The sequence below is a fragment of the Roseibium sp. HPY-6 genome, from assembly GCF_040530035.1.
In the GTDB taxonomy this organism is placed as follows: Bacteria; Pseudomonadota; Alphaproteobacteria; order Rhizobiales; family Stappiaceae; genus Roseibium.
On sequence record NZ_JBEWCD010000002.1, the window covers coordinates 2156089 to 2181180 of the forward strand.

General features: G+C 56.5%; 16 protein-coding genes. 1 reads left to right on the forward strand and 15 read right to left on the reverse strand.

Going from position 1 to position 25092, the window contains the following annotated elements; all coding sequences use genetic code 11:
- Positions 1-10: 10 nt before the first annotated feature.
- The 11 genes from ABVF61_RS21085 to dxs form a co-directional block, all read right to left on the reverse strand.
- A complete protein-coding gene (locus ABVF61_RS21085; RefSeq protein ID WP_353996468.1) occupies positions 11-874 on the reverse strand; it encodes an ABC transporter permease in 864 nt (287 codons plus the stop codon).
- A gap of 14 nt (positions 875-888) precedes the next feature.
- Positions 889-1836: an ABC transporter permease gene (locus tag ABVF61_RS21090; protein WP_353995501.1), complete on the reverse strand. Its 948-nt coding sequence runs from the start codon at positions 1834-1836 to the stop codon at positions 889-891.
- A 60-nt stretch (positions 1837-1896) separates the two neighbouring features.
- Positions 1897-3402: an ABC transporter substrate-binding protein gene (locus ABVF61_RS21095; protein WP_353995502.1), complete on the reverse strand. Its 1506-nt coding sequence runs from the start codon at positions 3400-3402 to the stop codon at positions 1897-1899.
- The gene (locus ABVF61_RS21100) at positions 3395-4531 is read right to left on the reverse strand and encodes an ABC transporter ATP-binding protein (protein WP_353995503.1); all 1137 of its coding nucleotides are present in this window, start codon (positions 4529-4531) and stop codon (positions 3395-3397) included. Before ABVF61_RS21100 ends, ABVF61_RS21095 begins: the two co-directional genes overlap by 8 nt.
- Entirely contained in the window at positions 4528-5553 is a 1026-nt protein-coding gene (locus ABVF61_RS21105; RefSeq protein ID WP_353995504.1) for an ABC transporter ATP-binding protein, read from the reverse strand. The genes ABVF61_RS21100 and ABVF61_RS21105 overlap by 4 nt, the downstream gene beginning before the upstream one ends.
- Positions 5546-6256, reverse strand: a complete 711-nt coding sequence (locus tag ABVF61_RS21110; protein WP_353995505.1) for a FadR/GntR family transcriptional regulator — start codon at positions 6254-6256, stop codon at positions 5546-5548. Before ABVF61_RS21110 ends, ABVF61_RS21105 begins: the two co-directional genes overlap by 8 nt.
- Before the next feature lie 582 nt (positions 6257-6838).
- On the reverse strand, positions 6839-14395 hold the full coding sequence (locus ABVF61_RS21115) for an Ig-like domain-containing protein (protein ID WP_353995506.1): 7557 nt from the start codon (positions 14393-14395) through the stop codon (positions 6839-6841).
- Positions 14396-15036: 641 nt separating this feature from the next.
- Positions 15037-15627, reverse strand: coding sequence for a bacteriochlorophyll 4-vinyl reductase (gene bchJ / locus ABVF61_RS21120; RefSeq protein ID WP_353995507.1), 591 nt, complete (start codon positions 15625-15627; stop codon positions 15037-15039).
- 2 nt (positions 15628-15629) lie between these two features.
- The gene (bchE, locus tag ABVF61_RS21125; protein WP_353995508.1) at positions 15630-17270 is read right to left on the reverse strand and encodes a magnesium-protoporphyrin IX monomethyl ester anaerobic oxidative cyclase; all 1641 of its coding nucleotides are present in this window, start codon (positions 17268-17270) and stop codon (positions 15630-15632) included.
- 207 nt (positions 17271-17477) lie between these two features.
- A complete protein-coding gene (locus tag ABVF61_RS21130) occupies positions 17478-18410 on the reverse strand; it encodes a cobalamin B12-binding domain-containing protein (protein ID WP_353995509.1) in 933 nt (310 codons plus the stop codon).
- A gap of 125 nt (positions 18411-18535) precedes the next feature.
- Positions 18536-20434: a 1-deoxy-D-xylulose-5-phosphate synthase gene (gene dxs, locus ABVF61_RS21135; RefSeq protein WP_353995510.1), complete on the reverse strand. Its 1899-nt coding sequence runs from the start codon at positions 20432-20434 to the stop codon at positions 18536-18538.
- Between the two features lie 384 nt (positions 20435-20818).
- Between dxs and ABVF61_RS21140 the strand changes: the two genes are divergently transcribed.
- The gene (locus ABVF61_RS21140; RefSeq protein ID WP_353995511.1) at positions 20819-21265 is read left to right on the forward strand and encodes a TspO/MBR family protein; all 447 of its coding nucleotides are present in this window, start codon (positions 20819-20821) and stop codon (positions 21263-21265) included.
- Here the strand turns inward: ABVF61_RS21140 and ABVF61_RS21145 are convergent.
- From ABVF61_RS21145 to chlG, 4 genes are read right to left on the reverse strand one after another with little or no spacing between them, the layout of a single operon-like run.
- Positions 21196-21531 (reverse strand): hypothetical protein, encoded by a 336-nt coding sequence (locus ABVF61_RS21145; RefSeq protein WP_353995512.1) that lies wholly within the window; start codon positions 21529-21531, stop codon positions 21196-21198. The two genes, ABVF61_RS21140 and ABVF61_RS21145, sit on opposite strands and share 70 nt — an antisense overlap.
- Positions 21528-22733 (reverse strand): geranylgeranyl diphosphate reductase, encoded by a 1206-nt coding sequence (locus tag ABVF61_RS21150; protein WP_353995513.1) that lies wholly within the window; start codon positions 22731-22733, stop codon positions 21528-21530. Before ABVF61_RS21150 ends, ABVF61_RS21145 begins: the two co-directional genes overlap by 4 nt.
- A 42-nt stretch (positions 22734-22775) precedes the next feature.
- Positions 22776-24146, reverse strand: coding sequence for a BCD family MFS transporter (locus ABVF61_RS21155; protein ID WP_353995514.1), 1371 nt, complete (start codon positions 24144-24146; stop codon positions 22776-22778).
- 12 nt (positions 24147-24158) lie between these two features.
- A complete protein-coding gene (gene chlG / locus ABVF61_RS21160) occupies positions 24159-25079 on the reverse strand; it encodes a chlorophyll synthase ChlG (RefSeq protein WP_353995515.1) in 921 nt (306 codons plus the stop codon).
- Positions 25080-25092 lie beyond the last annotated feature (13 nt).

Below are 25092 nucleotides of genomic sequence, written 5' to 3' on the forward strand. Positions count from 1 at the left end.
CTGGGTTTTTTTATGTCTCACGAGGATCGAGCGCGTCTCGCAGCCCGTCGCCGAGTAGATTGAAGCCAAGGACGACCAGAAAGATCGCGATGCCTGGCCACATCGCCATCCAGGGAGCCTGGGTCATGAAGTTCTTGGCAACGTTCAGCATCGAGCCCCAACTTGGCGCGGGGGGCTGCTGGCCAAGCCCGAGAAAAGACAGGCTCGCTTCCGCAATGATGGCCGTCGCAATGGTCAGGGTTGCCTGAACGAGAATGGGAGCGAACACGTTCGGCAGGATGTAGCGTATCAGCAGGATCGGTGTGGAGAGGCCGATGGCGTGAGCACCTTCCACATAGTCTTCCATTTTGACCGCCAGGACTTCGCCCCGTGTCAGCCGGATAAAGATCGGCATCGCCGACAGGCCAATTGCGATCATCGCGTTGGTCAGGCTCGGTCCGAGAAATGCGGCAAGTGCTATTGCCAGAATGAGAAATGGCGTTGCGAGCAGTGCATCGGTTGCGCGTGAGATGATCTGGTCGATCCAGCCGCCGAAATACCCTGAAATCAGGCCGAAGGGGACACCAATCGAGACGGCAATCAGGACGGAAACAACGCCTGCAAGCAGCGATGCCTGTGCACCCCAGATCATTCTGGAGAGAATGTCGCGTCCGAGTTCGTCGGTCCCGAGCCAGTGCGCGGCCGAAGGGCCCTTGCGAATGGCTCCCCAGTCCGTTGCGGTCGGATCGGCGATCGGCAGTACGGGCGCAAGAATAGCAATGGAGACAAAAAACACGACCAGAAGGAAGCCCACAAAGGCACTCTTGTTGGCCCTGAGTTTCTTCCAGGCCCGGTTTCCGGATCTTGGTTGCTCCTCGGATCCGGCTCTCGGAATGTCGGCGGCGACGGTCACAGGGCAGTCCTCATGCGTGGATTGAGGAGGAAATACAGAACATCGGCGATGAGGTTCATGAGAATGAAGCCGACCGCCGTGCACATGACCACGCCCTGAACAACGGCGTAGTCCCGCGTGAACACGGCATCGACGATCAGCTTGCCGAAGCCGGGGATCGTGAAAATCTGTTCGGTCAGGACGGCGCCAGCGAGCAGCTCACCAAACAAAAGGGCACTCAGGGTGACGATCGGCAGCAGGGCGTTCCGAAAGGCGTGCTTCAGGACAACCACTTTCTCCTGCAGCCCTTTCGCGCGTGCGGTCCGGACATAATCGGCCCGCAGCACCCCAAGCATTGCCGAGCGTGTATGGCGCATCAAGGTTGCCGCCAGGGCCGTTCCGAGCACGAAGGCGGGCATGATCATCGTTTCAAGGGATCGGATCGGATCGACGAACGGCGATTCATAGCCGGAGGCCGGCAGCCAGCCGAGATGGACCGAGACCAGCATGATCAACATGATCCCAAGCCAGAAATTCGGTATCGACAGGCCGGATAGCGCAACGATATTGGCGGTGTAGTCGACAGCAGTACCTTTCTTGACCGCTGATACGATGCCCGCTGGTATGCCGATGATCATTGCAATAATCATGGCCATGACAGCAAGTTGGATCGTCACGGGAAGCTTTTCGCCGATGAGTTCCAGAACGGGCTGGTTGGTGCGCAGAGATATGCCGAAGTCACCCTGCAACATGCCGCTGACCCAGTAATAATATTGCAGCAGGATCGGTTCGTTGAGGTGGTACTTTTCCCGGATGAACGCCAGCGTCTCCGGGTCGCGCTCTTCGCCTGCCAGAACCAGCGCCGGATCTCCGGGCAAAAGCTTTTGCAAGAAAAAGACGAATACCGAGACCAGAAAAATGGTCGGGATAGCTATGGCCAATCGTCTTGCGATGAAAGACAGCATATTGGGGTCCGCCGGTGACCGGGGCCCGGCGGATATGCCGGGTCCCGCTATGTTCAGGAGTTACTTGAACTTCACGTTTTCCAGACGGATCATTCCGTCCGGATAAGGTTTGAAGCCTTCAAGCTTGTCCGAGAGAGCCCAGATCCACGTAACGTGGTAGAGGTAGATGAGCGGCATGTCCGCGTTCAGGATGTCGCGGGCCGCGTCGTACTTTTCCTTGCGGATCTCCAGATCCGTTGAAGTCCGGGCTTCGTCCAGAAGGGCGTCAATTTCGGGATTGCAGTATTTGCTGTCGTTGATCCCGCCTTCACAGGTCACGAACTGATGGATGTTGCCATCCGGATCGACGCGTCCCGACCATCCGATCTGGCTGGCCTGATAGTTGCCCGCAGACTGGTCCGACAGGAGGCTGGCAAATTCCATCGACTTCAGTTTGACGTTGAAGCCGGCTTCAGAAGCCATTGATTGTACGACCTGCATGAGCTGCGTTTGTACCGGGTTGTTGGCGACCTGGACTTCGACATCAAGACTGTCGAAACCGGCTTCTTTCAAAAGCGCCTTGGCCTTTTCAACGTCTCTTGCCGGAACCGGATGGTCTGTGTCGTACCAGGGGCTCGTCGGCGGATAGGGCTGGTTGCCGGGTGCAAATGCGCCTTCAAACACGACCTGGTTGATTGCTTCGCGGTCGAGGGACAGGCTGAAGGCTTCTCGTATCTTGGCGTCCTGGCCCAGAGGATTGTTGGCGCGGTCTCCGTTGGCAACATTCACCGTGATCCCCTGATAGCCGAGGCTCACGGCCTCTTCATATTGAAGCGATCCGTCGCCTTTCACGGACGCAGCATCGGTAGCCGCCAGGCGCTCGAGCATATCAAGATCGCCGGAGCGAAGGTTTGCGAGACGGACGGTCGTGTCGGGAATGGGCAGGAAGGTGACCTTGTCGAAATTGATCGCGTCCGCATTCCAGTATTCGGCAAACTTTTCAAGAACAATCCTGTCTTGCGCAACCCTTTCGACAAATTTGAACGGGCCGGAGCAAATCGGTTTCGCTCCCAGATCGACCCCGGCAGCAGCTGCTGCGGTCGGTGACAGCATCATGCCGGACCGGTCCGCAAACTGAGCCAGCAGCGTCGCATCGGGACCTTTCAGCTTGAACTGCACCTGATGAGGTCCGGTGACTTCAACCGACTGAATGTTCTTGACTTCACTCTTGCGCCGGCTTTCGGGCAGGTTCTGGGAGCGGTCGATATTGGCTTTGACAGCTTCGGCATCGAACGGTGTACCGTCATGGAACGTGACATCGTCGCGCAGATCCATTGTCAGGGTCAGGCCGTCGTCGGACCAGGACCAGCCAGTGGCGAGTTGCGGAATGATTTCGAGATCCGGTGTAATGTCGACAAGCTTGTCGCAAAGGGACGCATAGACGATACGGCCGACAAATGTCCGCGATTGATCGGGGTCAAGGACGTCCGGGTCTTCCTGAAGACCGATGCGAAGGTCGGCCGCCATGGCTGGCGTGATAATTGACGAAACACCAAGAAGCAGTGCTGCTAAGAGAGATTTACGCATTTTTGTCTTTCCTCTGGGTGGGAGTGGTACCGGGGGAGGAGGCTGTGCTTATCGACATTTTTTCGCTCCATTCCCGGTAAAGGGAAAAGCGTTTTTCAGTGGCCGCGCTTCGGGACGGTTCTTGTTTTTGTCTGGTCTGGGTGCCTGCGATTTTCTGCCAGTGATGGCAGGCGACCTCACGTGATCCATTGGCAGTTTCAAGCGTTGGACGCTCGGTTCCGCAACGTTCGCCGGCATGCCGGCAACGGGTATGAAAACGGCAGCCGGGAGGAGGGTTCAGCGGCGAGGGGATATCGCCCGGAAGATCCGCCTTCATTGATCGCATCCCGGGCGCTGGAACCGGGATCGAGCGCATCAGCGCCTGGGTGTAGGGGTGCCGGGGAGTGCCGTAGACAGTTTCCGTATCACCAATCTCAACGACCTCGCCGAGATACATGACTGCGACCCTGTCGCTCATGTGACGGATCACAGCGAGATCATGGGCGATCAGGATCAATGTGAGATTGAATTCGGTTTTCAAGTCTTCAAGCAGATTGATCACCTGGGCCTGCACGGACACATCGAGGGCTGAGACAGGCTCGTCGGCAACAATCACTTTCGGATCGCTCGCAAGGGCACGGGCTATGCCGATGCGCTGCCGCTGACCACCTGAAAATTCGTGCGGGTATCTGTCCGCCATGCTCGCGCGAAGCCCGACTCGCTGCAGCAGAGTGACCACCTTCTTTTGTCGTTCAGCTTTGCTGTCGTTGGTGTGAACGGTCAGCGGCTCTTCAACGATGGCCCCGACGGTCATCCTCGGATTGAGCGACGAGAAAGGATCCTGGAAAACGAACTGCAGGTCCTTGCGCAGCTTGCGCATATCACGGGCTGGAAGGTGAGCAATGTCATTGCCTTCGTAAAGCACCTCACCACTGGTAGGTTCCAAGAGCCGGACCAGGGTTCTGGCGAGTGTCGATTTCCCGCATCCGCTCTCCCCTACAATGGCGAGCGTTTCGCCGCGCTTGACCGCCAGGTCTACACCGTCGACGGCCCTGACGATTGTCATTGGATGGAAAAGACCGCCACCACGCGTGAAATTGCGGCCGACATTACGCGCTTCCAGAATTGTGTCCTGCGCAAAGTGCTTCATACCGCTTCCATCATGTGGTTTTCCAGCGGAGCAAGATGACAGGCGGCAAGATGCGTCTGAGACATGGTTGTCAGCGAAGGCGCTTCAGTCTCGCAGCGATCCGCGGCGAAAGGGCAGCGAGGGGCAAATCGACATCCTCCTGGCATCTTGTCGATCGTCGGGACCATTCCGGAGATCGTCGTCAGCCGGCTTTGTCTTTGCCCAAGCGAGGGCAGGGAGCTCATCAGGCCGATGGTGTAGGGGTGTTGCGGATCGTCAAAAATGGCCTGAACCGGCCCCTGTTCGACAATTCTCCCGGCATACATGACGGCAACCTGATCAGCGACTTCTGCAACAACGCCCAGATCGTGTGTGATCATGATCAGCGCGGTTCCCGTTTCCTCCTGAAGCGTTCTCATCAGGTCAAGGATCTGGGCCTGGATAGTCACATCGAGCGCGGTCGTCGGTTCGTCCGCGATCAACAGATCCGGATCATTTGCAAGCGCCATTGCAATCATCACTCGCTGGCGCATGCCGCCCGAAAGCTGGTGCGGATAGTCGTCAAGGCGCTCCGCGGCCGCCGGGATTTTCACGCGATCCAGCATGTCGAGCGCACGTTGACGGGCATCTGCTTGACTGACGGCTCTGTGGCGCAACACACCTTCGGCTATCTGGTCCCCGATGCGGAAGGCCGGATTGAGGGACGTCATCGGTTCCTGAAAGATCATCGCCATGCGATCGCCGCGCAGGTCCGCCCGGGTTTTGGGCGGAAGCGACAACAAATCGCGCCCGTCAAAGGAAATGCGCGAAGCTGCGATTTCCGCTGGAGGCGTTGGCAGAAGACCCATCAACGCCAGCGCAGAGATGGATTTCCCGCACCCGCTTTCGCCGACAATACAGAGCGTCTCGCCACGCTTGATGCTGAAAGATACGCCGTCGACCGTATTGGCCGGAGCGCCCTTGAAGCGGATCGAGAGGTCCTCGACTGTCAAAAGCGGGGCGTCGCTTGATGATCGCAGCTGGTTTTCCTGGCGCTCACTCATTGCCGGCGTTTTCCGAAGTCTGGAACAACAGCCGTTCCTGAAGGGCAAGCAGATGCTGGCGCATCAGGCGTTCTGCGGAAACGGGGTCGTGGCGCTCGATCGCATCCACAATATCTGAATGCTGCGCCTTGTATTGTGAGACGGTTTCGCGGGTGCGCAGGGCTTCGCGCACGTGGCGCCAGCTGTCGTTCTGACGCATGCGGTCGACCACGTCGAAAAGCGCAAGAAAAAGGGTGTTGCCCGCAGCCTTCGCGATGGCGCGGTGAAGGGCGCCGTCCCACAATTCGCGTCCGTCCATGTCATCGGCTTCGCCGACTTTGTCGGCCACATGGCGCATCTGGACAATGTCTTTTGGCGTCGCCCGTATGGCGGCCAGCTGAGCCAGCGCAGGTTCCAGACGCAAGCGCACTTCCATGACCTCGAGCATGTTGCTCATTTCAGGCAGTTTGCTGAGCTGTTGCTCGCCCTCGCTCGGTTTTGACCCGATAAAGGTGCCGGCACCCTGCCGCCGCCAGATGAACCCCTCGGTTTCAAGCACTTCCAGAGCCCTACGCACGGCACGCCGACCGACACCAATTTGCTCGGAAAGGTCCCGTTCTGTCGGTAGTTGACGTACGCCGTCCATCGCAAGCTGATCAACGAGAATTCGAAGGCGTTCTAGCGCCAGACTGGAGTTTCGCCGAGTTGGACGATCTTCTGTCATGCGAAATCTCTTGATGGAACCAATTTCAATTGGTCACATTATTTGTCCCTTTTTGAGTGCTTGGCAACAGGTCAGGCTGCATTTTTTGAAGAAGTGGTCCAATTCGCCTCAAAGCCGTCATTATCTTGACTTGCAGCGGGAGCACCTAACGGGCCGAATTTTTTGCGACAAAATTGCGCTTTCAGCGCTGCAGTTGCTCTGACAAGCAAAATGGTGAGGCATCGCACTGTTGGGAAAAGCTCTGTAACCTCGTTACACCGCCGCTATTTCGCACCTGTCGACCAAGCAGTTTTCGACCTGAAGCGCATGATGCGTCACACGCGTCTACGAAGACACCAGCCTGCAAAACAGCCGTTCCAAGACAACGACATGCCGGATGCAACGCGGCGTACGGATCGGGTTCTCTCGCAACACGTGAGAGAGGGCGGGGCGATTCTGATACTGCAAACAAGCGTTACCGCTTACCTTATGGTACCGTTGGCATGGCAAAGAGAGTTGACGAGGAACACACGCGCAGGCTGTTCGAAACAGCGGGGCGCTTTGGAGTCCAACGGCAAGTTGGAAAGTGCCCCGCGTTAGCGTTCAGACAAACTTGAAATCGTCCACCTCCAGCGACACCAGAAGGGTGTCCTGAAGCGTCAGGCGATCGTCATCACTGATGTTGAACACGGTATCAGCGCCGTCCTGCGATGCAGTTGCAAGCAAGTCGTCGAAATCGGAGATTCCAGAAATGGAGATCGAGACAAGATCGCCGTCGGCCCCATTTTCATCCTCACCGATCTGCGGGTCGAAGTCCCGGATTACATCGTGCCCGCCATTGAAGATGAAAATGTCGAGGCCCTCGCCACCCGTAAGCTGATCATTGCCTTCCCCACCGTCCAGGGTGTCGTTGCCCAATCCGCCGAAGATCCTGTCGTTGCCCTCTTCTCCGAAGAGACTGTCGTCGCCGGCAAGGCCGCTGAAGTAGTCGTTGCCGTCGCCGGCGCGGATCAGGTTGTTTGCAGCGTCTCCGACAATAAGATCGAGGAAGTCAGATCCGACGATGTCTTGAACATTGACGAGATCGTCATGTGGGACGGTACTGGCGGCAATTCCTTGTGTGAGCGGTATCCATCCGAGCGCCTTGTTCTCAATATCCGTCGACCAGCCCCGGTCCAAACGGGTGTAGACCCCCCCGGAGTTCTGGGAGTAATCCGCCACTTCGGAACTTTCTGAGACGACCGTGACAGTTGCCGTCGCCGTCGCAGTGCCGCCGTTGCCGTCGGAGATTGTGTAGGTGAAGCTATCCGTTCCAAAGAAGCCTGGATCAGGCGTATAGCCTGTGAGCGATGCCACACCGTTCGAGGCGGGGCCGACACTCGTCACAGTCAAGCCGTCGCCATCGGGATCCGTATCGTTTGCCAGATAGTCGATCGCAACGAACGTGTCCTGATCCGTCGTGGCACTGTCGTCCACTGCGACCGGGTCGTCGTTCTCTGGCTCAATCGTCAGGCTGAGTATTCCTCTGGAGGAACTTTCGTGCTCATCGGTGACGATATATTCGATATCAAAATCGCCATTGACGTCCGGTGCGGGCGTGAACCTGTAGTCTTCGCCGTCAAACGTGATCTCGCCAATCGCCGGATCGATCAGGAATTCCAGTTCCAAATCGTCGCCATCAACGTCCGACACCATGTCGAGAATCGGCAGAATGACTGACATGTCTTCTGTCGTCTCGACTTCAAAGTCGTCCGCGAGCGGTGCATCGTTTTGCCCGCGAACGGAAATGGTTACGGTCGCATTGTCGCTGACGAGCCCTTCGTCGGTGTCTTCGATGATGTTGTAGACAAGGTCGAAAGCGGCCGCGGGCGGCTCCGGCTGCGGGTTGAAGCCGAGTGCCTCGAAATCACCAGCCGGATCGAAGACGGTGGTTCCATCCCGAGATATCGTGATCGTTCCACCGCTGGCCAGTGCCGTTTCGACGTCGAACGGGATCAGTGTGCCGTCCTCGGCGAAAACCTGGTTCAACTGTACTTGGTCCCCGTCCGGATCGGTGTCGTTGTCGAGAATGTTGAACGTGACCGCATTGTCTTCGTCGGTCTCAGTGGTATCGTCGACGGCAATTGGAGCGTCGTTCGAAGCCTCGCCGACCTCAAGCAAAACGACCGCGGTATCGGTGCCGCCGGCTCCGTCCGAAAGCTCATAGGTGAATTGGGCTTCACCGCTAAAACCTTCAGCCGGAGTGAACGTTATGATGCCCGCCGCAAGGCTTACGGTGCCGCCGAGCGGATTGCCGACATTCGTAATGGACAGAGGCTGCGTTTCGTCCGGATCACCGTCATCGTCATTGTCAAGCAGATCGGTGGCGTTGATTTCAATCGGGGTTTCAAAATCTGTGGTGAAGCCGGAGTCGTCACCAGCAACCGGATCATCGTTGACCGGATCCACGGTAATCGTCACCGTGGCCTCGTCAACTCCGCCTTTGCCGTCGGAAACTTCATACGTGAAGCTATCGACCCCGTTGAAATTCGCATCCGGCGTGTAGTCGAAGGAACCGTCATCTTTCAGGTCCAGACTGCCATGTGACACATCAGAGGTAACGGTGACCGTCAGCGTATCCCCATCGGCATCCGTATCGTTGTCGAGAACACCGTCGATTGGGACGCTCAGCGTCACGTCTTCATCGACCTTATAGTCGTCGTCTTCGGCAACTGGTTGCGCGTTCGGCGCTGCGTCATCGTCTAGGACCGTCGTTTTGAAGGTCGAATTGATGAGTGATGGTGACCCCGATGTAACTGACATCTCGAAGACAAGATCTTCATTGCCTTCGACGTCCGTATCGCCAAGCAGTCCGACTTCGACCAGCTTGGCTGTTTCACCGATACCGAAGTTCAGTGTCCCCCCGCCAATTCCGGAAAAATCCGTACTGTCCGCTGTGCCGGAAAAACTGTAGTCAAGCGAAAGCGCCTCACTCAAATCACCTGTTCGATAAATGGTGTAAACCAGGCTCTGAACGCCGGTATTGCCTTCAATAAGCTGGCTGCTGGAACCAATCACGCCAACGGCGGACTCAACAACCGGTGCATTGTCCGGCTCGGTTGAGTCATCGGCCTCATTCACGTCCTCGACAGACTGAAGAACCGTTTCGATATCGCCGGTCAGAAGAGCGTCAAGGATGGCTGCCTCGCGTGCAACCGGGTCGGAAATATCTGCGGTAGCATCAAGAAGTGGCTGAAGAATTTCGTCCGGAAGGTCGTCTATCGACAGAACGCCGCTCGGGAAGGAAAGGTCGGTGAAGTCGTCCGTTCCCTGGCCTGCGGGGTAGTTGAATAGTGATGTGCTGTCTGTGATGCGCCAGTCCGCAGCAAAAGCGCCATAGAGCACATCGAAATCAACAGGCTGAGACAGTGTTGTGCCGTCCTTGAGGGCGAGGTCGTTTGATGGATCGCCGTCTCCGTCGCCCAAAAGTCCACGGACGTCTCTTCCCGAGTTCAGATACACATTCGTGTTGAGGAAATCTCCGGGTTCCGTCACGTGCAACTGTTCGCCGTTTGCATAGACTAGCGTGATGATTTCACCGTCGAAGAATATCTGGCCGTCGCCGAGGCTCGCGCCGCCTGCTGCTGTTGCCAGGTCGAACGCAACCCCATTGACTGTCACAAGGCTCGCAGCATCGATATCGATTACGACCCGCGCCGTACCTAGTGTCGTTGCAACCGCCGACGTCTGGCTGGCAATGTCGGACCCGAGTACAGGTTTGTAACGAACCTGCACATTCAGCGGATCGCCGGATGTTGCCTCTATGAGAGTGAATTCGCCGACCGCCTGGAAATCGTACCCAAGGCCGTCAAGGGTAACGATGTGAGGATCTCCCCAGTTGGATGCGGTTGCTCCCAGGGGCGGGTTCGGCGGCACGCCGTCGTCATTGCGGATTGATCCGATTGCCTCGCGCGTACCGATTGCAAGATTGGCCGGCCAGCTCGGATCCGTGGAAATCGACGCGATCACATCGTCATGCAATTCATTAATGCTGTCGGGAACAATCCCGATTGTGAATGTCGCGGTTGTCTGGCCCGCCGCAATTGTCACAACCCCTGACTGGTCGAGTCCATTGACGAGATCATCGCTCTCTGCGCCCTGAGTGCCGCCCGCGGACCGGATGGTATAAGGGACATCGATCGCAGACGATGTGTCTCCTGTGCGCTCAACGGTAAAGGTTAGAACACCTGAATCTTCCGGAGCTCTGCCTCCCTCAATGCTGACGGTTTCGGGAAAATCATCGTTCAGAATACGGATATAGGTTTCGCCGCCGTTTATCTGAGCCGGAAGCGTGCCGTCGGAGACGGCGTTGGAAAGCGTAACGGCAAGATCTTCGTTTGGTTCAATTGCGCCGTCTTCGGAAATGTCGACCACTACGGATTTCACCATTTCCCCTGGAAGGAAGGTGACGGTCTCAATCGTCGAAAATGGCGAGGAAATGTCGCTCGCGTTCGCCGGGTTGAGGCCCGTGCCGGTGATCGTGACGTCCACGGACGCAGTCGTGAACACGTCGCCGCTGCGCGTGACCTCTATCGTGACCGAAGTATTGTCTTCGCTAATGACGTTTCCGAAAAGACCTGCATTCTCAACGGTCAAAAAGGTGGGCACAGGTCCCCCGACGGGGCCGCCGAAGGACTCGACAGGGCCGGAGTAGCCGTTGGTCAATTGCATGGTCGCATCAGCAGCGCCATCGCCATCTATGTCGATGCGCAACTCGCTGCCGACAATGGTCAGGTTCGCACCAATGTCGTTGAAGTCTTCATCGAAGACCCGGATCTTGTCCTCGAAAGACAGATCCGTGATGATATCGCCATCCAGTTCCCAGATTCGCCCGCCGAAGATGTCGGAACCGGTTCCTCCTGTAACTGTGTCAATGTCGCCCCCGGCGTAAATACCGTCATCTCCGGCGCCGCCGGAAATGGTATCCATACCCGCGCGACCGATCAGGATGTTTTCGTTACCGTCACCGGTGAGGGTGTCACTGAAATCGGTGGCGTTGACCTGCTCGATACCAGTGAAGGTGTCGGTGTCGCCGAAGCCGTCTGTCGCCGTACCAGTCGAGAGATTGACGACTACACCGCTCAGGCCACCACGATTGTCATCGAAGCTGTAGTTCAGTCTGTCAAGACCGCCATTGCCGGTAAAGGTATCGTTTCCGGCTAGGCCCTGAAACTCTTCAAAAGCCTGGTTGCTTCCGATGAATACATCGTTGCCAAAGGTCCCGCGCGCACCTTCGATGTTCTGGAAGGTGTCGTTTCCGGCAAGTACACCTGTTGCCGTTCCGTTTATAAAGTCGATCGTGACCTGCACGTCTGCAGCGTTGGGATTATCAATCCTGTAGTTGTAGTCGTAAATCAGCCAATCGTCGTCACCCCCGCGGCCGTCGATGAAATCATCGCCAAGGGATGTTTGGAATTCCTGGTATTCGTCAAGGTCATCGCCGAGTAAGTCGTCGTTTGCTTCACCACCTTGCGCGTTGCGAATGTTGGTAAAGGTGTCGACGTCACCACCGGCCAGCTGCGTCGTGCCGAGAGCCGTGTCCACCACGACCCTTTCACTGACATTTTGGTAAGCGATCAAGAAGAAGCCGGTGGTTCCACCTGTGATCGTGTCCGAGCCCAGCCCTGGATCTACAAACCCGCTATTACCGTAAAACGTAATGACGTCATTGCCTTGGCCACCGTTCACGGAGTCATCATCGCCGCGAGCGTGAATTATGTCGTTGCCAGCGCCGCCTTCGATGTAGTTGTCTGAGCCACCGAAACTGTCGAGAGTATCGACCCCGTCGCCGCCTTGGATGTTGTTCCGATTATTGTCTCCGGTGATGAAATCGTCGAACCGTGAGCCGCGGATCTCTTCGATGCCTGTAAACGTGTCGGTGTCGCCATAGGTGTCGGTCGCTGTTCCGGCGACCATGTTGACCACGATCCCGAATTCTGGAGAATCCAGGTCCGCCCGCTCCCGGTTGTAGTCTATGCGGTCTCTATCACCCGCGCCGCCGTCGAAATGGTCAGCGCCGCCAAATCCTTGGAACGTCTGGTCCCCTATCGAGCCGATGAATGTATCCGCGTTGTTCGTACCTCGAACACGTTCAATGCCGGTGAATGTGTCGGTGTCACCGGCATAATCGATGACAGTGCCATCGGTCGCATTTGTAAAGGTGACAGCTATACCGTTTGACGTTCCGACATCCCTGCTGTCGAAAATGTAGGAAAGCTCGTCGTCCTCGCCCAATGGGCCATTGGCACCGCCGATGACCGTGTCAGTACCTGCTCCCGGTTGGAGAAAGTCCCCGCCGTCACCACCGTCCAAGCTATCGTTTCCGGCACCTCCGGATAGGTCATCGTTTCCGTCGTTTCCGGTCAGCGTGTCGTTGCCGTCTTCGCCGCGAAGCTGTTCGTCGCCTGCGGAACCGGTAATGATGTCGTCGAAGACCGATCCCTGAATTTCTTCAATGTCGATAAGCGTGTCGGTATCACCAAATGTATCGGTAACAATCCCGGTATTCAGGTCGGCAACGATCCCTGACGATCCGCCGTTCTCATGTTCCTGACTGTAGGAAGCACGGTCACCGCCGGAAAAATCGAACGGATTTGAGCCGCCGTCCAGGATATCGTTGCCCTGGCCTCCGCTGAGTTCGTCGAAGCCGCCAAATCCGCGAAGCTCATCGTCGCCTTCCCGGCCTTCGAGATAATTATCGCCGCTGTCGCCCAGAAGCACGTCGTCAAGCGATGTTCCGACGACTTCCTCGATGTTTATGAGCGTGTCCGTCGTTCCGAACGCGTCAGTGGCCGTTCCGGCTGCCAAGTCTACATTGACACCCTGCAAACCTCCGTTGAAAGTCTCATCGGAATAGTCAACCGTGTCTCTTCCGTCGCCGCCGTCGATAAAGTCGTTGCCTTCCAGCGGTCTGATCTGGTTCCGGTTTGCGTCACCCGTCAAGTTGTCATCAAAATTCGAGCCGCGAATGCGCTCGATATTGACCAGGGTGTCTGTATCTCCCCAGCCGTCTGTAGCGGTTCCAGTAAGCAGATTTACTGTGACACCGCTTGGATCCCGGTCATAGTCGACACGGTCCCTGCTGCTGCTGCCACCATCAATAAAGTCGTCTCCGGCGAGCCCGCGAAACCGCGTTGGATTGCTGTCCCCGGTCATCTGGTCGTTGAATTCGGTCCCTATGATACGCTCGATACCACTCACAGTATCGGTATCGCCGAAGCCGTCGACTACGATCCCGGAAACAAGGTCGGCAACAATTCCGTTTGTACCGCCGTTTCCGGCGTCTTCGTTATAGGCGATTGTGTCGAAGCCTGATCCACCGATCAGGGTATCGTCTCCTTCGCCGCCAACCATAAAGGATCCGTCGGGATCGGCGATGATCGTGTCATTACCCGTTCCGCCGTTCAGATAGTCCGCGCCTCCTGCACCCCCGTTTATCTGATCGTTGCCGCCGTTGCCGAAGATGTTGTTGGTGTTTGCATCGCCGAAAATGATGTCCGCCAAATCGGTTCCGGATACATCTTCGATCCCGATCAGTGTATCGGTTCCACCCCAGCCGTCCGTTGCAGTACCTGCCGCCAGGTCGACATTCACACCCTGAAAGACAGGACCAGCAGCGTCCGCCGATCCGTCGTCCTGATAATCCACCCGGTCAAACTGAATTGTGCCGACGTAAGTATCGTTGCCGCTCCCGGCAAAAAAGGTGTGCCCGCTGGTTGCGTTCGGATCCTGACTGGCTTCTACATAGTCGTTTCCGGCGCGATCAAACGTATAGGTGAAAAAGAGGCCCAGGCCTCCAACATAAATCGTGTCATCGAAATTCGTTCCGTGGAAATTTTCGATGTCGATGAGCGTGTCGGTGCCACCCAGCCCTTTGTCGACTGTGAACGCTGCGATACCGCTGATGGCCACTGAGGTGTTGTTGATGAAAACACCGTTGACAAGCGGGCTGGCATCATAGATCGCAACGTCCAGATCTGCCCCACCGTCAAGAACATCGTCACCCAGCGATGGGATCAGCCAGTCGTTTCCGGCAAAGCCAAAATAATTATCATCGGCAGCAGTCCCGATGAGTTGAAGCCCGAATTGGTCGTCTCCTGGCGTTCCAATAATGTTTGCCATCTAAGAAGCCCCCCAGCTTGAAAACAAAAATTAGAAAATAGATCTCGAACTTTGGGTAAGTTAATAACATCTTAACGATTTTTTTACAAATGGTTGCAAATTATACTGTATTTTAATGTAAAGTTGCAACTTTTGTAAATAAAGAAATAGTGCAAATGCACTAATTCACAATTGTTGCCCCTTCAACCTGAAGCACTCTCAAAAGTTGAAATAAGACGTTTTTCTTCTGGAATAGACTGCTTTGTTTCCGGTGTGGGGCTTGGTGGATGTGTGAATTTGGATGCAAATTGAATCGAAAATAACTTCGAAATTTTTATTGAACTCATACACACACTTAAGTTGCATCTATGCCTGTTTCAGCTGGGGCTGTTGGTGACATGCGTGGCCCTTGGACAAATTCCAAACAGCCAAATGGTCTCAATGAACGACCTCGCAGAGTTGATGCCGAAGACAGTTCTGGAAGACATGATTAGAATATGAACAGGTGTTCAGTTTCCGAAATGCCTTCCTTACGTGATTTGAAAATTCACGAAGTTTTGGTCCCGCACATGATCGGATTAAGCTCATGCAACCGGACATATGATCTGTCGTTCAGCCGGTGCCGCACTCTCTTTGGTAGGTTCCCATCCCGCCATACAGCTTCACGCCACCGCGATTTCGAACCTGTCGACCAAGCAATTTTCAACCTGAAGCGCATGATGCGTCACTTGCGCATGCGAAGACACAAGCCTGTAAAACAACCGCTCAAGGACAGCGACATGCCAGACGCAACCGGGTGTGCGGATCGGGTTCTCTCGGAGCAAGAGAGCAAGGGGAGGGGACGTTCTGATTGTGCACACGCCGGATCCGCAAAAGGTCCAGGCATTGCGATGGATCGATTTGAGAAGCAGTCGGGCTCCAAGGGCTTTGGGCGCGCAGGCGAGTGCGCATTTCGCAGCGCGCGGAATGCGGTGTGCAATCACGTAGTCGGCAGTCCGACGACCAGCTTCCAATGCGATGGCATGCGCGTCTTCAGCTTGAAGTGTCGCCCAAAGGCCTGCCATCAGCGAAGCCGGAATGGTTTCATTGATCATCACGTCCGGTGGATGATCGACAAGGTCCGGGTAACCGCTCCTTGAAAAGACGGCTTGGGCCGTTTGAGGGCCATAATGATCCTGCAAGGCCAAGCCAAGTTGCACGACGGCATTGGGTCCAACAACTCCCGCGCCTCCGGCAGCCAAATCGATCGGCATTGTCATTCACCCGGCAGGCTTGCCGCGCCCTGCGACATTTGCTGTGATCCGCCTCCGCACGCAAGCATCTTGTCCGGGACAATCGCATCGGCAGCTTCGCGGCGCGCACGGGCGCGTGCCGCCCGGTCTGCGGAAGCTTCCCAATCATCCATTTGTGCCGGTACGATTGTGCGTTTGCGGTCAAAATTGAAGTTGACCCCCTTCTTGGATTGGGGCCCCCAATAATTCGCCTTGCCAAGATCATAGAATTTTCTTTGGAAGCCGGCTTTCAGAAAGGCCTTGAGACAACCAAGAAGATATCTGCGCCGGAACCCGGTTCCGCGCCAGGGATAGTAAAAGAGGGCCTTTCGTGAATAGAAGCGTCGGTAATTGTGCATCACCCGGTCGAGCAGGGTCGCGCGGTCCATTGCTTCAGGTGCCATAATCGGCGTGACGAAATTGTATTTCGAAAAGTCGAAGATCTCGACCTTGTCCTTGATTTCCGCAAACAGCGGTGTGAAGGGCCATGGCGTGTACATGGCCCAGTTGGCAAGGTCAGGCTGCCAGTCCCAGGCCATCTGGAAGGTTTCTTCAAGGGTCTCCGGAGTTTCGTTGTCGAGGCCGACGATGAACTGAGCCTCGACAAATATGTCCGCTTCGCGAAGCAGGCGGATGGCCTCCTTGTTTTCGGCGACCTTTGTTTCCTTGTTGAAGCGGTCGAGTTTCAGTTGCGCCGCGGCCTCGGTACCGAGAGAGACATGGACAAGCCCTGCTTTCCGGTAGAACGATAGCAGTTCACGGTCTCGGTAAATGTCGGTTACACGCGTGTTGATGCCCCACTTGACCTTTTCGTTCAGGCCACGATCGATCAGTTCCTGGCAAAAGGCTATGAACTTCTTCCGGTTGATGGTGGGTTCCTCATCCGCGAGAATGAAGAAGCCGATATCGTGCTGTGCAACCAGCGTTTCGATTTCATCGACGACCTTTTTCGGGTCCCGGACACGATAGTCACGCCAGAATTTCCACTGACTGCAGAACGAACAGGTGAAGGGGCATCCGCGGGCCATGTTTGGAATGGCGACACGCACGCCGAGCGGAACGTAAATATATTTCGACCACTCCAGAAGTGACCAGTCCGGATTGATCGCGTCAATGTCCTTGACGGTCGGCGCGGCCTGGGTTGCCACGAACTGATCGCCTTCCGCAAAAGCGAGGCCCCTGATGTTGCGCTGGTCCTGAGGCCAGCGGCCCGCGGCAATGCAGCGGATAAGGTCGCGGAAAATCTCCTCGCCTTCGCCGCGAACGATGACGTCGATCCATGGGGCTTCGGACAGAACCTGTTTATACATGAAGGTCGCGTGAATTCCGCCGAGCACACGGATGGCGTCCGGGCACTCTTCCTGTGCAATCTTCAGCACCTGCTCGGCAACGTAAATTGATGGGGTGATGGCCGTGCTGCCGACGACGTCCGGTTTTAGGTCGCGCAGTTTTTGCCGGAGCGCTTCGTCAGTGAGGTTGTTCGTCATCGCATCGATGAAATGTATGTCCTCGAACCCGGCCTCTCGCAGATGACCGGCAAGGTAAGCCACCCAGGCAGGAGGCCAATTTCCCGCAATTTCCGCCCCGCCGGAATGGTAGTTCGGGTGGATCAGGACGATGCGCATGGTTGCCTCCTATGTGTCAACTTAAGTTTACACTAAGGGGCGTATCGGAGTTTGACATGGATCAAACTGGGCCGATCTCATCCGCAATGCTGCGGCTGAAACACGGACGGCAGAATTGAGTTGGAAGACTGCAGGTGAACGGGTTTTGCGCACAAGGGACTGATCACGAACGGCGCAGCCCAATCTGTCGGCATCCGCCCTGGGCAGTTAGTGCGGAATATATTCCGCCAAGTGCATGACTTCCAGGGCCGAACGCGCGATGACGTCGGCGCCGGTGTTCTGAAACTCATCGGGCCGGGTCACGACCGCTGCACCACCCAGTGCAATTTTCACGTCGCGCGTTGCCGGTTCCGACCGGCATCGCTCGATCGCGTCTTTGCAATCCGCTGTCTCCTCAATTTGGCCGATCGAGAGACCAAGAAGGTGATAGGGGCGGGAGGAAAGACGCATATAAAGGGTGTCGCCGATTTCCATGTCGGCACCGCCATCAACGATCCAGCCCATGTCGCGAAAACACATCCGCACCAGCGTGACGCCAAGCGTGTGCTTTGTGCCGTGCGACCGGGCAAGAAGGACTCTCTTTGCCGAAGGATGGGGGTTGACCAATTGAGCGCCGGCATGGGTGGCGTGATTGACGATGGTGTTCAATCGTGTCGATGCGACAGCGACCTGCATGAAGTCGGTTTCATCGTTGCACCAGTAAGTGCCAAGCTGCGTTGCGACCGGGCAAAAAAGATGAATCGCCAGGGTCTGCATCGGAATGTTTGCTTGCAGCAGCTCCTCGATGATTTCCCTGTGGTGTCTGGGGTCCGGATCGATGAGCGACTTAAGAAATCTCTCGCGAAAGGCAATCGCTTTATCGGCTGCCGGAAGCTGGCGCGCCTTTGCATCCAGTTCAGGATGCAGGCGGAAATCCAGATCTGTCTCCGAAAGCAAAGACGAGGCTTGCCCGTTGACGTCAGGATGCAAGTCGTTGACCAGTCCGGAAACACGTTCACGAATAGCGTGCTCCAGGATGGAAAGATCCTGAGAGTTCAACTGGTTTTTTTCTTCTGCCTTTGACGGCTGGCCATTGTCGGCGAGCGGTGGCGACACGTCTTTTCCGGTCGCTGCGTTTTCGCCGTTTTCTTTGTAGGCCAATTCCCCCCTCCCGAAAGCTCGGCCTAGGCGGTCAGGCGCTCCTCGACTAAGGTAAGGGTACTACACCAAAGAAGCGCCGCAAAACGCGTAACGGAGCTTCAATTGGAATAAATCACCCTCGATTTTCACCTGTCTTCCGCGCGATGCGTCAACTGGACATAGTTTTCCTGCTTCCCCGACCAGGCCTGCATGCTGCGCCTTGTGGTTTTCTTGTTTTGCAACAATACGTTGCGTGCCATGTTGGCAATATGCTCCGCATTCAGGCCGGCTTCGTCGTACATTTCCTGAGGTGCAGCCTGGGAAATGAAACTGTCCGGCAGCGTCATTGTCCGAATGTCGCAGCGGCCATCGAGCAAACCGTTCCCGGCCAGATAATGTAGCACCAGCGCGCCAAAGCCGCCGGTCGCTCCTTCTTCGATCGTGACGAGAAGCTTGTGATTGGAAAAGAGGTCGAGGATCAGGTTCTGATCAATCGGTTTGGCAAATCTTGCGTCCGCGACCGTAACGGAAATCCCTTCTTCCTCGAGCCGTTCACGAGCCCCGAGACATTGGGAAAGCCTCGCGCCGAACGACAGGAGCGCGACACTGCTTCCCGTTTCGACAATCCTGCCTTTTCCGATCGGAAGAGGAACGGCCTTGTCCGGAATAGGAAGGCCGACGCCTTCACCGCGCGGGTAGCGGAACGCAATCGGGCCCGTGTCGTGGCCTGCCGCCGTTGCCACCATGTGGGTGAGCTCAACCTCGTCGCTTGCTGCCATTACGGTGAAATTGGGCAGGTTTGCGAGATATCCGACATCGAATGCGCCCGCATGGGTCGGGCCGTCCGCGCCGACCAGGCCAGCCCTGTCGATCGCGAAACGGACGGGAAGGTTTTGAAGTGCTATGTCGTGGACGACCTGGTCGTATCCACGTTGCAGGAATGTTGAGTAGATGGCGCAGAACGGGCGCATCCCGCTTGCTGCAAGTCCACCAGCAAAGGTGACGGCATGCTGTTCAGCAATGCCGACATCAAAGGTCCTTTCCGGAAACTGTTTTCCGAAGACGTCGACCCCTGTACCGGCTGCCATCGCGGCCGTTATCGCAACAATCCGGTCATCGCTTTTTGCCTCTTCAACAAGTGCATTGGCGAAGACCTTGGTGTAACTCGGTGCCTTGGCTTTCGCCTTGGACTGTTTTCCCGACGAAATATCGAATTTGGAAACGCCGTGATACTTGTCGTGGGAGGTTTCGGCAAAGCTGTAGCCGGCACCTTTGCGTGTGATGGCATGAAGCAGGACGGGTCCGATGCTTTCGCGCTTGAGTTTTCGCAACACCGCAACCAGTTCTTTGACGTCGTGTCCGTCCACGGGCCCGTGATATTGAAACCCCATGTGCTCAAAGAGACTGCGCTCCTTCGCAAGCGCGTCAGTCCGGGAGGCCAGATCGTTGAGATGATCTGAAACCGCGCCGGTTGGCGGCGAAATCGACATGTTGTTGTCGTTCAGAATAACGAACATGCGCCGGTCGAGGTCGCCGGCATTGTTAAGGCCTTCATACGCCATGCCTGCGGTCAGGGCACCATCCCCAACAACACAGATCACGTCTTCTGTGCCGCCTGTCAGATCACGGGCGACCGCAAAGCCGAGACCGGCTGACACCGATGTCGAAGAATGTGCCGCGCCGAACGGATCGAAAGGACTTTCACTCCTTCTGGTGAAACCGGACAGCCCGTTTTTCTTGCGCAACGTGCGCATGCGATCGCGGCGTCCGGTAAGAACCTTGTGAGGATAGCACTGGTGGCTTACGTCCCAGATCAGCTTGTCATCCGGTGTGTCAAAAACGGCATGAATGGCAACGGTAAGTTCGACAACGCCGAGGCTGGAACCAAGATGACCGCCAGTTTCCGACACGACGGAAATAATTTCGGTTCTGAGTTCGTCCGCAAGTGCGGCAAGCTCATCCGGTGTCAGGCGTTTCAGGTGCTGCGGGTCTTGTACCTGATCGAGCAATGGCGTTGCCGCAACGCTCCTTGATATGAAGCTCATATCTTTTCCTCCCGCGCCTGAGGCCGTTTCTTTGGCACCATTCTCCTCTTAAGATCCGACGATATTCCGAACGTCAGACCGGAGCAGTTTCGGCTTCACCTGTGAACGGCAAGGTGTCCTTTATTCTTGACGAACTTGACGAATGTGTAAACTTTTTTTTACACATTCTGCCTAAAAATCTGTCAGTCTATTGCATGTTGGGCGGGCAAAATCGGATTGTCGAAGAGGCAGACTTTTTCGCCGTGCAACCGAAGAGGAGTTTTGAGCTTTGGCTTTGGAGATTTTGGCTGCGGAGTGACCGCTCCAATGCGTCTGACATTTGTTTCGTCGCACTGGTGTGACATAGTCTGATCCGAGTGAATTTGGTGAAAGCAGGTACCAAGTATGGCTGCGGCAACATTTGCATGTCTTGTCTTTTTGGCCGCAATGAGCGGCGCGATATTCAAGCCCGGACCTTGGTACGAAACACTGCGAAAACCCTCCTGGACGCCGCCGCAATGGGCATTCCCCACGGTCTGGACGATCCTTTATGTCATGATCGCCTACGCCGGCTGGGACATATGGACCAAGGCAGGGTGGTCGTTTGCCATGGGGCTTTGGATCTTGCAGCTCATCCTGAATGGATGCTGGTCCTGGCTGTTTTTCGGATTGAAACGGATGGACCTGGCTTTGTTCGAGTTAGGCCTGCTCTGGCTCGCGATCGCCGGTTTCATCCTGGCGGCCTGGCCGATTTCAGCGCTCGCGTCTCTTCTTTTCGTCCCCTATCTCCTTTGGGTGAGCACGGCGGGACTGCTTAACTTGTCGGTGTTGCGGCTCAACGCGGCAGAGTGATCTTTCAAGCGCCCGGCGACATCGAGCAAGTGCGCAAACAGCGACAGTGAGAGAAAGAGAAGGACCCAGCCAAGCGCGTCGCCGCGAAGCGCAAACGCCAATGCCGCCAGCAGGAATGTTCCGGCAAGAGCACCACCCGCCAAGGCCTTGAAGCGCGCCATGGGGCTGCTTGAAAGCAAGCAGAGCAGCAGAGTCTCCGCCCAGAGGATCGCCATGGCCGCAACCGCCAGCCAGCCGCTTTCAAGCCATGTCATCAGGATATTCATTTCTGGCCCGCCGGAATGCGAAGCAACTGGCCGAGATCTTTGAAGAAGACGCGGATATGTGCGAGGGGATCACGCCGAACGAGTTTCTTGTTCAGATAAGACTCCCAGGTCAGACGTTGGACGTCGGGATCAGCACACATAGTCACGAAACGTTCGCGGAAGCGATCGCTGCGATACCAGACGTTTTGCATGATCCTGAGAATGAAAAAGATACGGCCATGATCTTTCATGAAACGTCTCCTGGCCTCTGAAAGTGCCGACGCTTTGCCTGTCGCAAGGCATGTGGCAACGGCCTCGGCGCTCAACTGCCCGCACAACATGGCGTAGTAGATGCCTTCACCGGACGATGGGGCGACGGTTCCAGCAGCGTCACCCACCAAGAGGACGTTCTTGCCGTTATCCCACCGCCGCATGGGTTTCAAAGGCAAGGGCGCACCTTCCCGGCGAATGACGCGCTGTCCGTCAAGGGAAGATGCCTTCAGAAGCTGTGCCGTTGCTGAGCGCAGGCTATGGCCTTTGACTGCGGACCCGCAGCCGACAGACGTCTGCTCGCCATGTGGGAAGATCCAGCCGTAAAAGTCGGGAGAAATCCGGCCATCATAAATGACGTCGCATCGGTCTCCCTGAAATCCTGCGGATGCGCCGGTTTCGGGGGATTCGACAATCTCGTGATAGGCGAAAACATATGGCGGTTTCTTGCTGCGCGGAAACATGATGCGGCGCACCGCGGAGTTCGCGCCATCCGCACCGATTACGATCCGCGCTTTATGGCTCACTGTTTCCCTGGCTTTGTTGCCATCCGTGGGCTCAATCGAGAGCTGTAGGGTGCCGTTTGCGGTTTCCTCCATGTACACCAGCTTGCCCTTCAGCAGATCCGCGCCCGCTTGTTCAGCGCGGATGCGCAGATAGGGATCAAAGGTTGCCCGGTCGACCATGCCGACGAAGCCGATGTCGCCAATCCGCATCTCCACCGATTTGCCAGACGGCGCAATTACGCGCGCCGCGTTTGCCCGTGAAACGAGCATATCTTCGGAGATGGAGAAGTCTTTCAGCGTTCTCGATGGAATTGCGCCGCCGCAGGGCTTGATGCGGCTATCGGGATCGACGAGCAAGACAGAGTGGCCGGATTTCGCGAGCGCTTCTGCTGCGATTGCGCCGCTTGGACCGCCGCCGATGACGGCCACATCGAATGTGGTATCCATGCCTGACCTCTTTATTTCACTACAGTTTTCAAGATGCATGATCTATTCAGCCGGGACCGTCGAAGGCGCGGTGTGGGCTTCGGTGTCGCGTCGTGGCACCGGCTTGACGCCAATCCGGAGCGCAACCAGTGCCGACATCAGAAACAGAATGGCTTCCAGCGCAAAAACCAGCGTGAACGCTGTCGCATCGTTGCCCGTGGACCAGCGGCCCAGTGTCAAAACCACTGTTCCGGCAACGCCGCCCAGACCAAAGGAAACCGCCTGCGCAGCGCCCCAGACCCCCATTCGCACACCTTCGTTGGAAGATTTGCCCGCTCCGGCCAGAACCATCATCGTTCCGACAGCTGCAACCGCGAAAGCACCATTCATGAAGCCGAGCGCAAAAATGTTCGCTTCCAGCGGCCAGGCCGGGGCAACGGATGCGGCAAGTGAAAGAAAGGCGAGCGCTAGCCCGGACCCAAGGCACCCTGCAACGATAAAGAACTTGATGAGACCGGGCTTGCGTTTCGAAAAAAGCCCGCCCGCGATCCCGACAACCGCCATGCCGAAGAAGACGCCGCCGTGCTGTGTACCTGACAACTTGGTTGTTTCACCGGGTGACATGCCAAAAAGAAGACCAGCAAAAGGCTCCAGAATGAGGTCCTGTGTGGAGTAGGCGAGCATGGACATGAAAATGAAAAGCGTAAGCAAGCGCGCTTCCGGGTCGTTCAGGACTTCCTTGATACTCTCTTGAAAACTCGTGGCGGGCTTCCGGTCCTTGTCACCGATGACGGTCGGTTTTTTCTCGATACCGGCAATGGCGAGTGCTGAAACACAGAGAACCACCAGGCCCGTTATCGCGGTGACGGCGACAAGCCGTGAATGAGTATAGGGGTCGAGGTTGATGCCGGTGGCAATGGAAGTCACGACAATTCCTGCAATCATGAGCATCCATGTGATCGTGGCAGCCGATGCGCGCCGCTCAGGAGCGGTCTTGGCCGCCATCAGGGCAAGCAAACAGGTTCCGCTCGCCCCGATACCAACGCCGATCAGGGTGTAGGCCGCGATTGCTGCGACGAGGCCAACGTAAAAATTGGCTTCGAATAGGAATGTCGTCGCGGCCGCGGCCGTGCCGCTTATGGCCAGAAGCGCCAATCCGCCCAGGATCCAGGCTGTTCTGGAACTTCCGACATCCGATCGGTGTCCCCACACGGGCCGGGAAAGCTGGATGGCATAATGAATGCCGACCAGAAGTCCGGGTATGACCGCCGCAAGGCTCAGTTCCACGACCATGACCCGATTGAGCGTGGAGTTGGTCAATACGACAATGGAACCCAGAGAAGCTTGGATCAAGCCAAGTCGAACGATCGCAAACCAACTCAGACCATTGGCCGTTTGATGATGCTCTCGGTGATTGGCAGCTGTCCGAAACATGGGAAATTTCCCTCACATCGTTGAAAGCGCAGATTGAGCGAGCGATCGCAGTCCGAACGCCGTTATCATCATCCCCGTGACGTAAAGACCGACCCCGATCGCGGAATACCAGACAGCAAGGCGGATCGGGTCACGTACGAAGCGGATCATGCAACCGATCTGCAATGCCAGCAGCACCCCAACAGCAAGCGCGAAAAGCGGAAGGTCGAGGTAAAACAAGGTTGCGAAAACGCCCGCTTGCGACAAAGCCATGATCACGCACGCAATGGCAGCTGCGGATCGGGGGCCGTGAAGGACGGGGAGGGTGTTGATGCCCATCTCCTTGTCGCCCGTGATCGCCTTGAAATCATTCAGAGTAAGAATGCCGTGCGCGCCAAAACCGTAAAGCAGTGCAACAATCCAGATTGGCTCGCTTGGCGCGAAACCGGTCATGACCGTTGCCGCGGTCAGCCAGGGCAAGGTCTCATAACTGAAACCAACGACACCGTTGCCGATCCAACCGTTTTGCTTGAAGCGCAGCGGTGGCGCGCTGTAACCCCAGGCAAAACACAGTCCGATGAGTGCCGCCGCGAATATGAGCGTTCCGAGCATCGCGGCAACGATCAGGGAGAAAGCGGACATGAGCAGGGCCACATAGAGCCCCCAGTGCCCGGGCATGCGTCCGGAAGGAATGACGCGATGCGGTTCGTTGATGGCATCGACGTGGCGGTCGAACCAGTCGTTCACCGCCTGACTTGTTCCACAAAGCAGGGGCCCCGCGAGCAGGACACCGCAAAGAACGAAAACCCACCGGTTGCCGACGCCCTCGCCAGTGGAGATCGCGCCGCAGGCGTAGGCCCACATTGGGGGAAACCAAGTGATAGGCTTGAGCAGGGCAATAACAGCGCCGGGTGTCGGCCAACTGGCTTGCGGTCTGTGCCGGATCAGTTCCATGGCAAAGATGCTA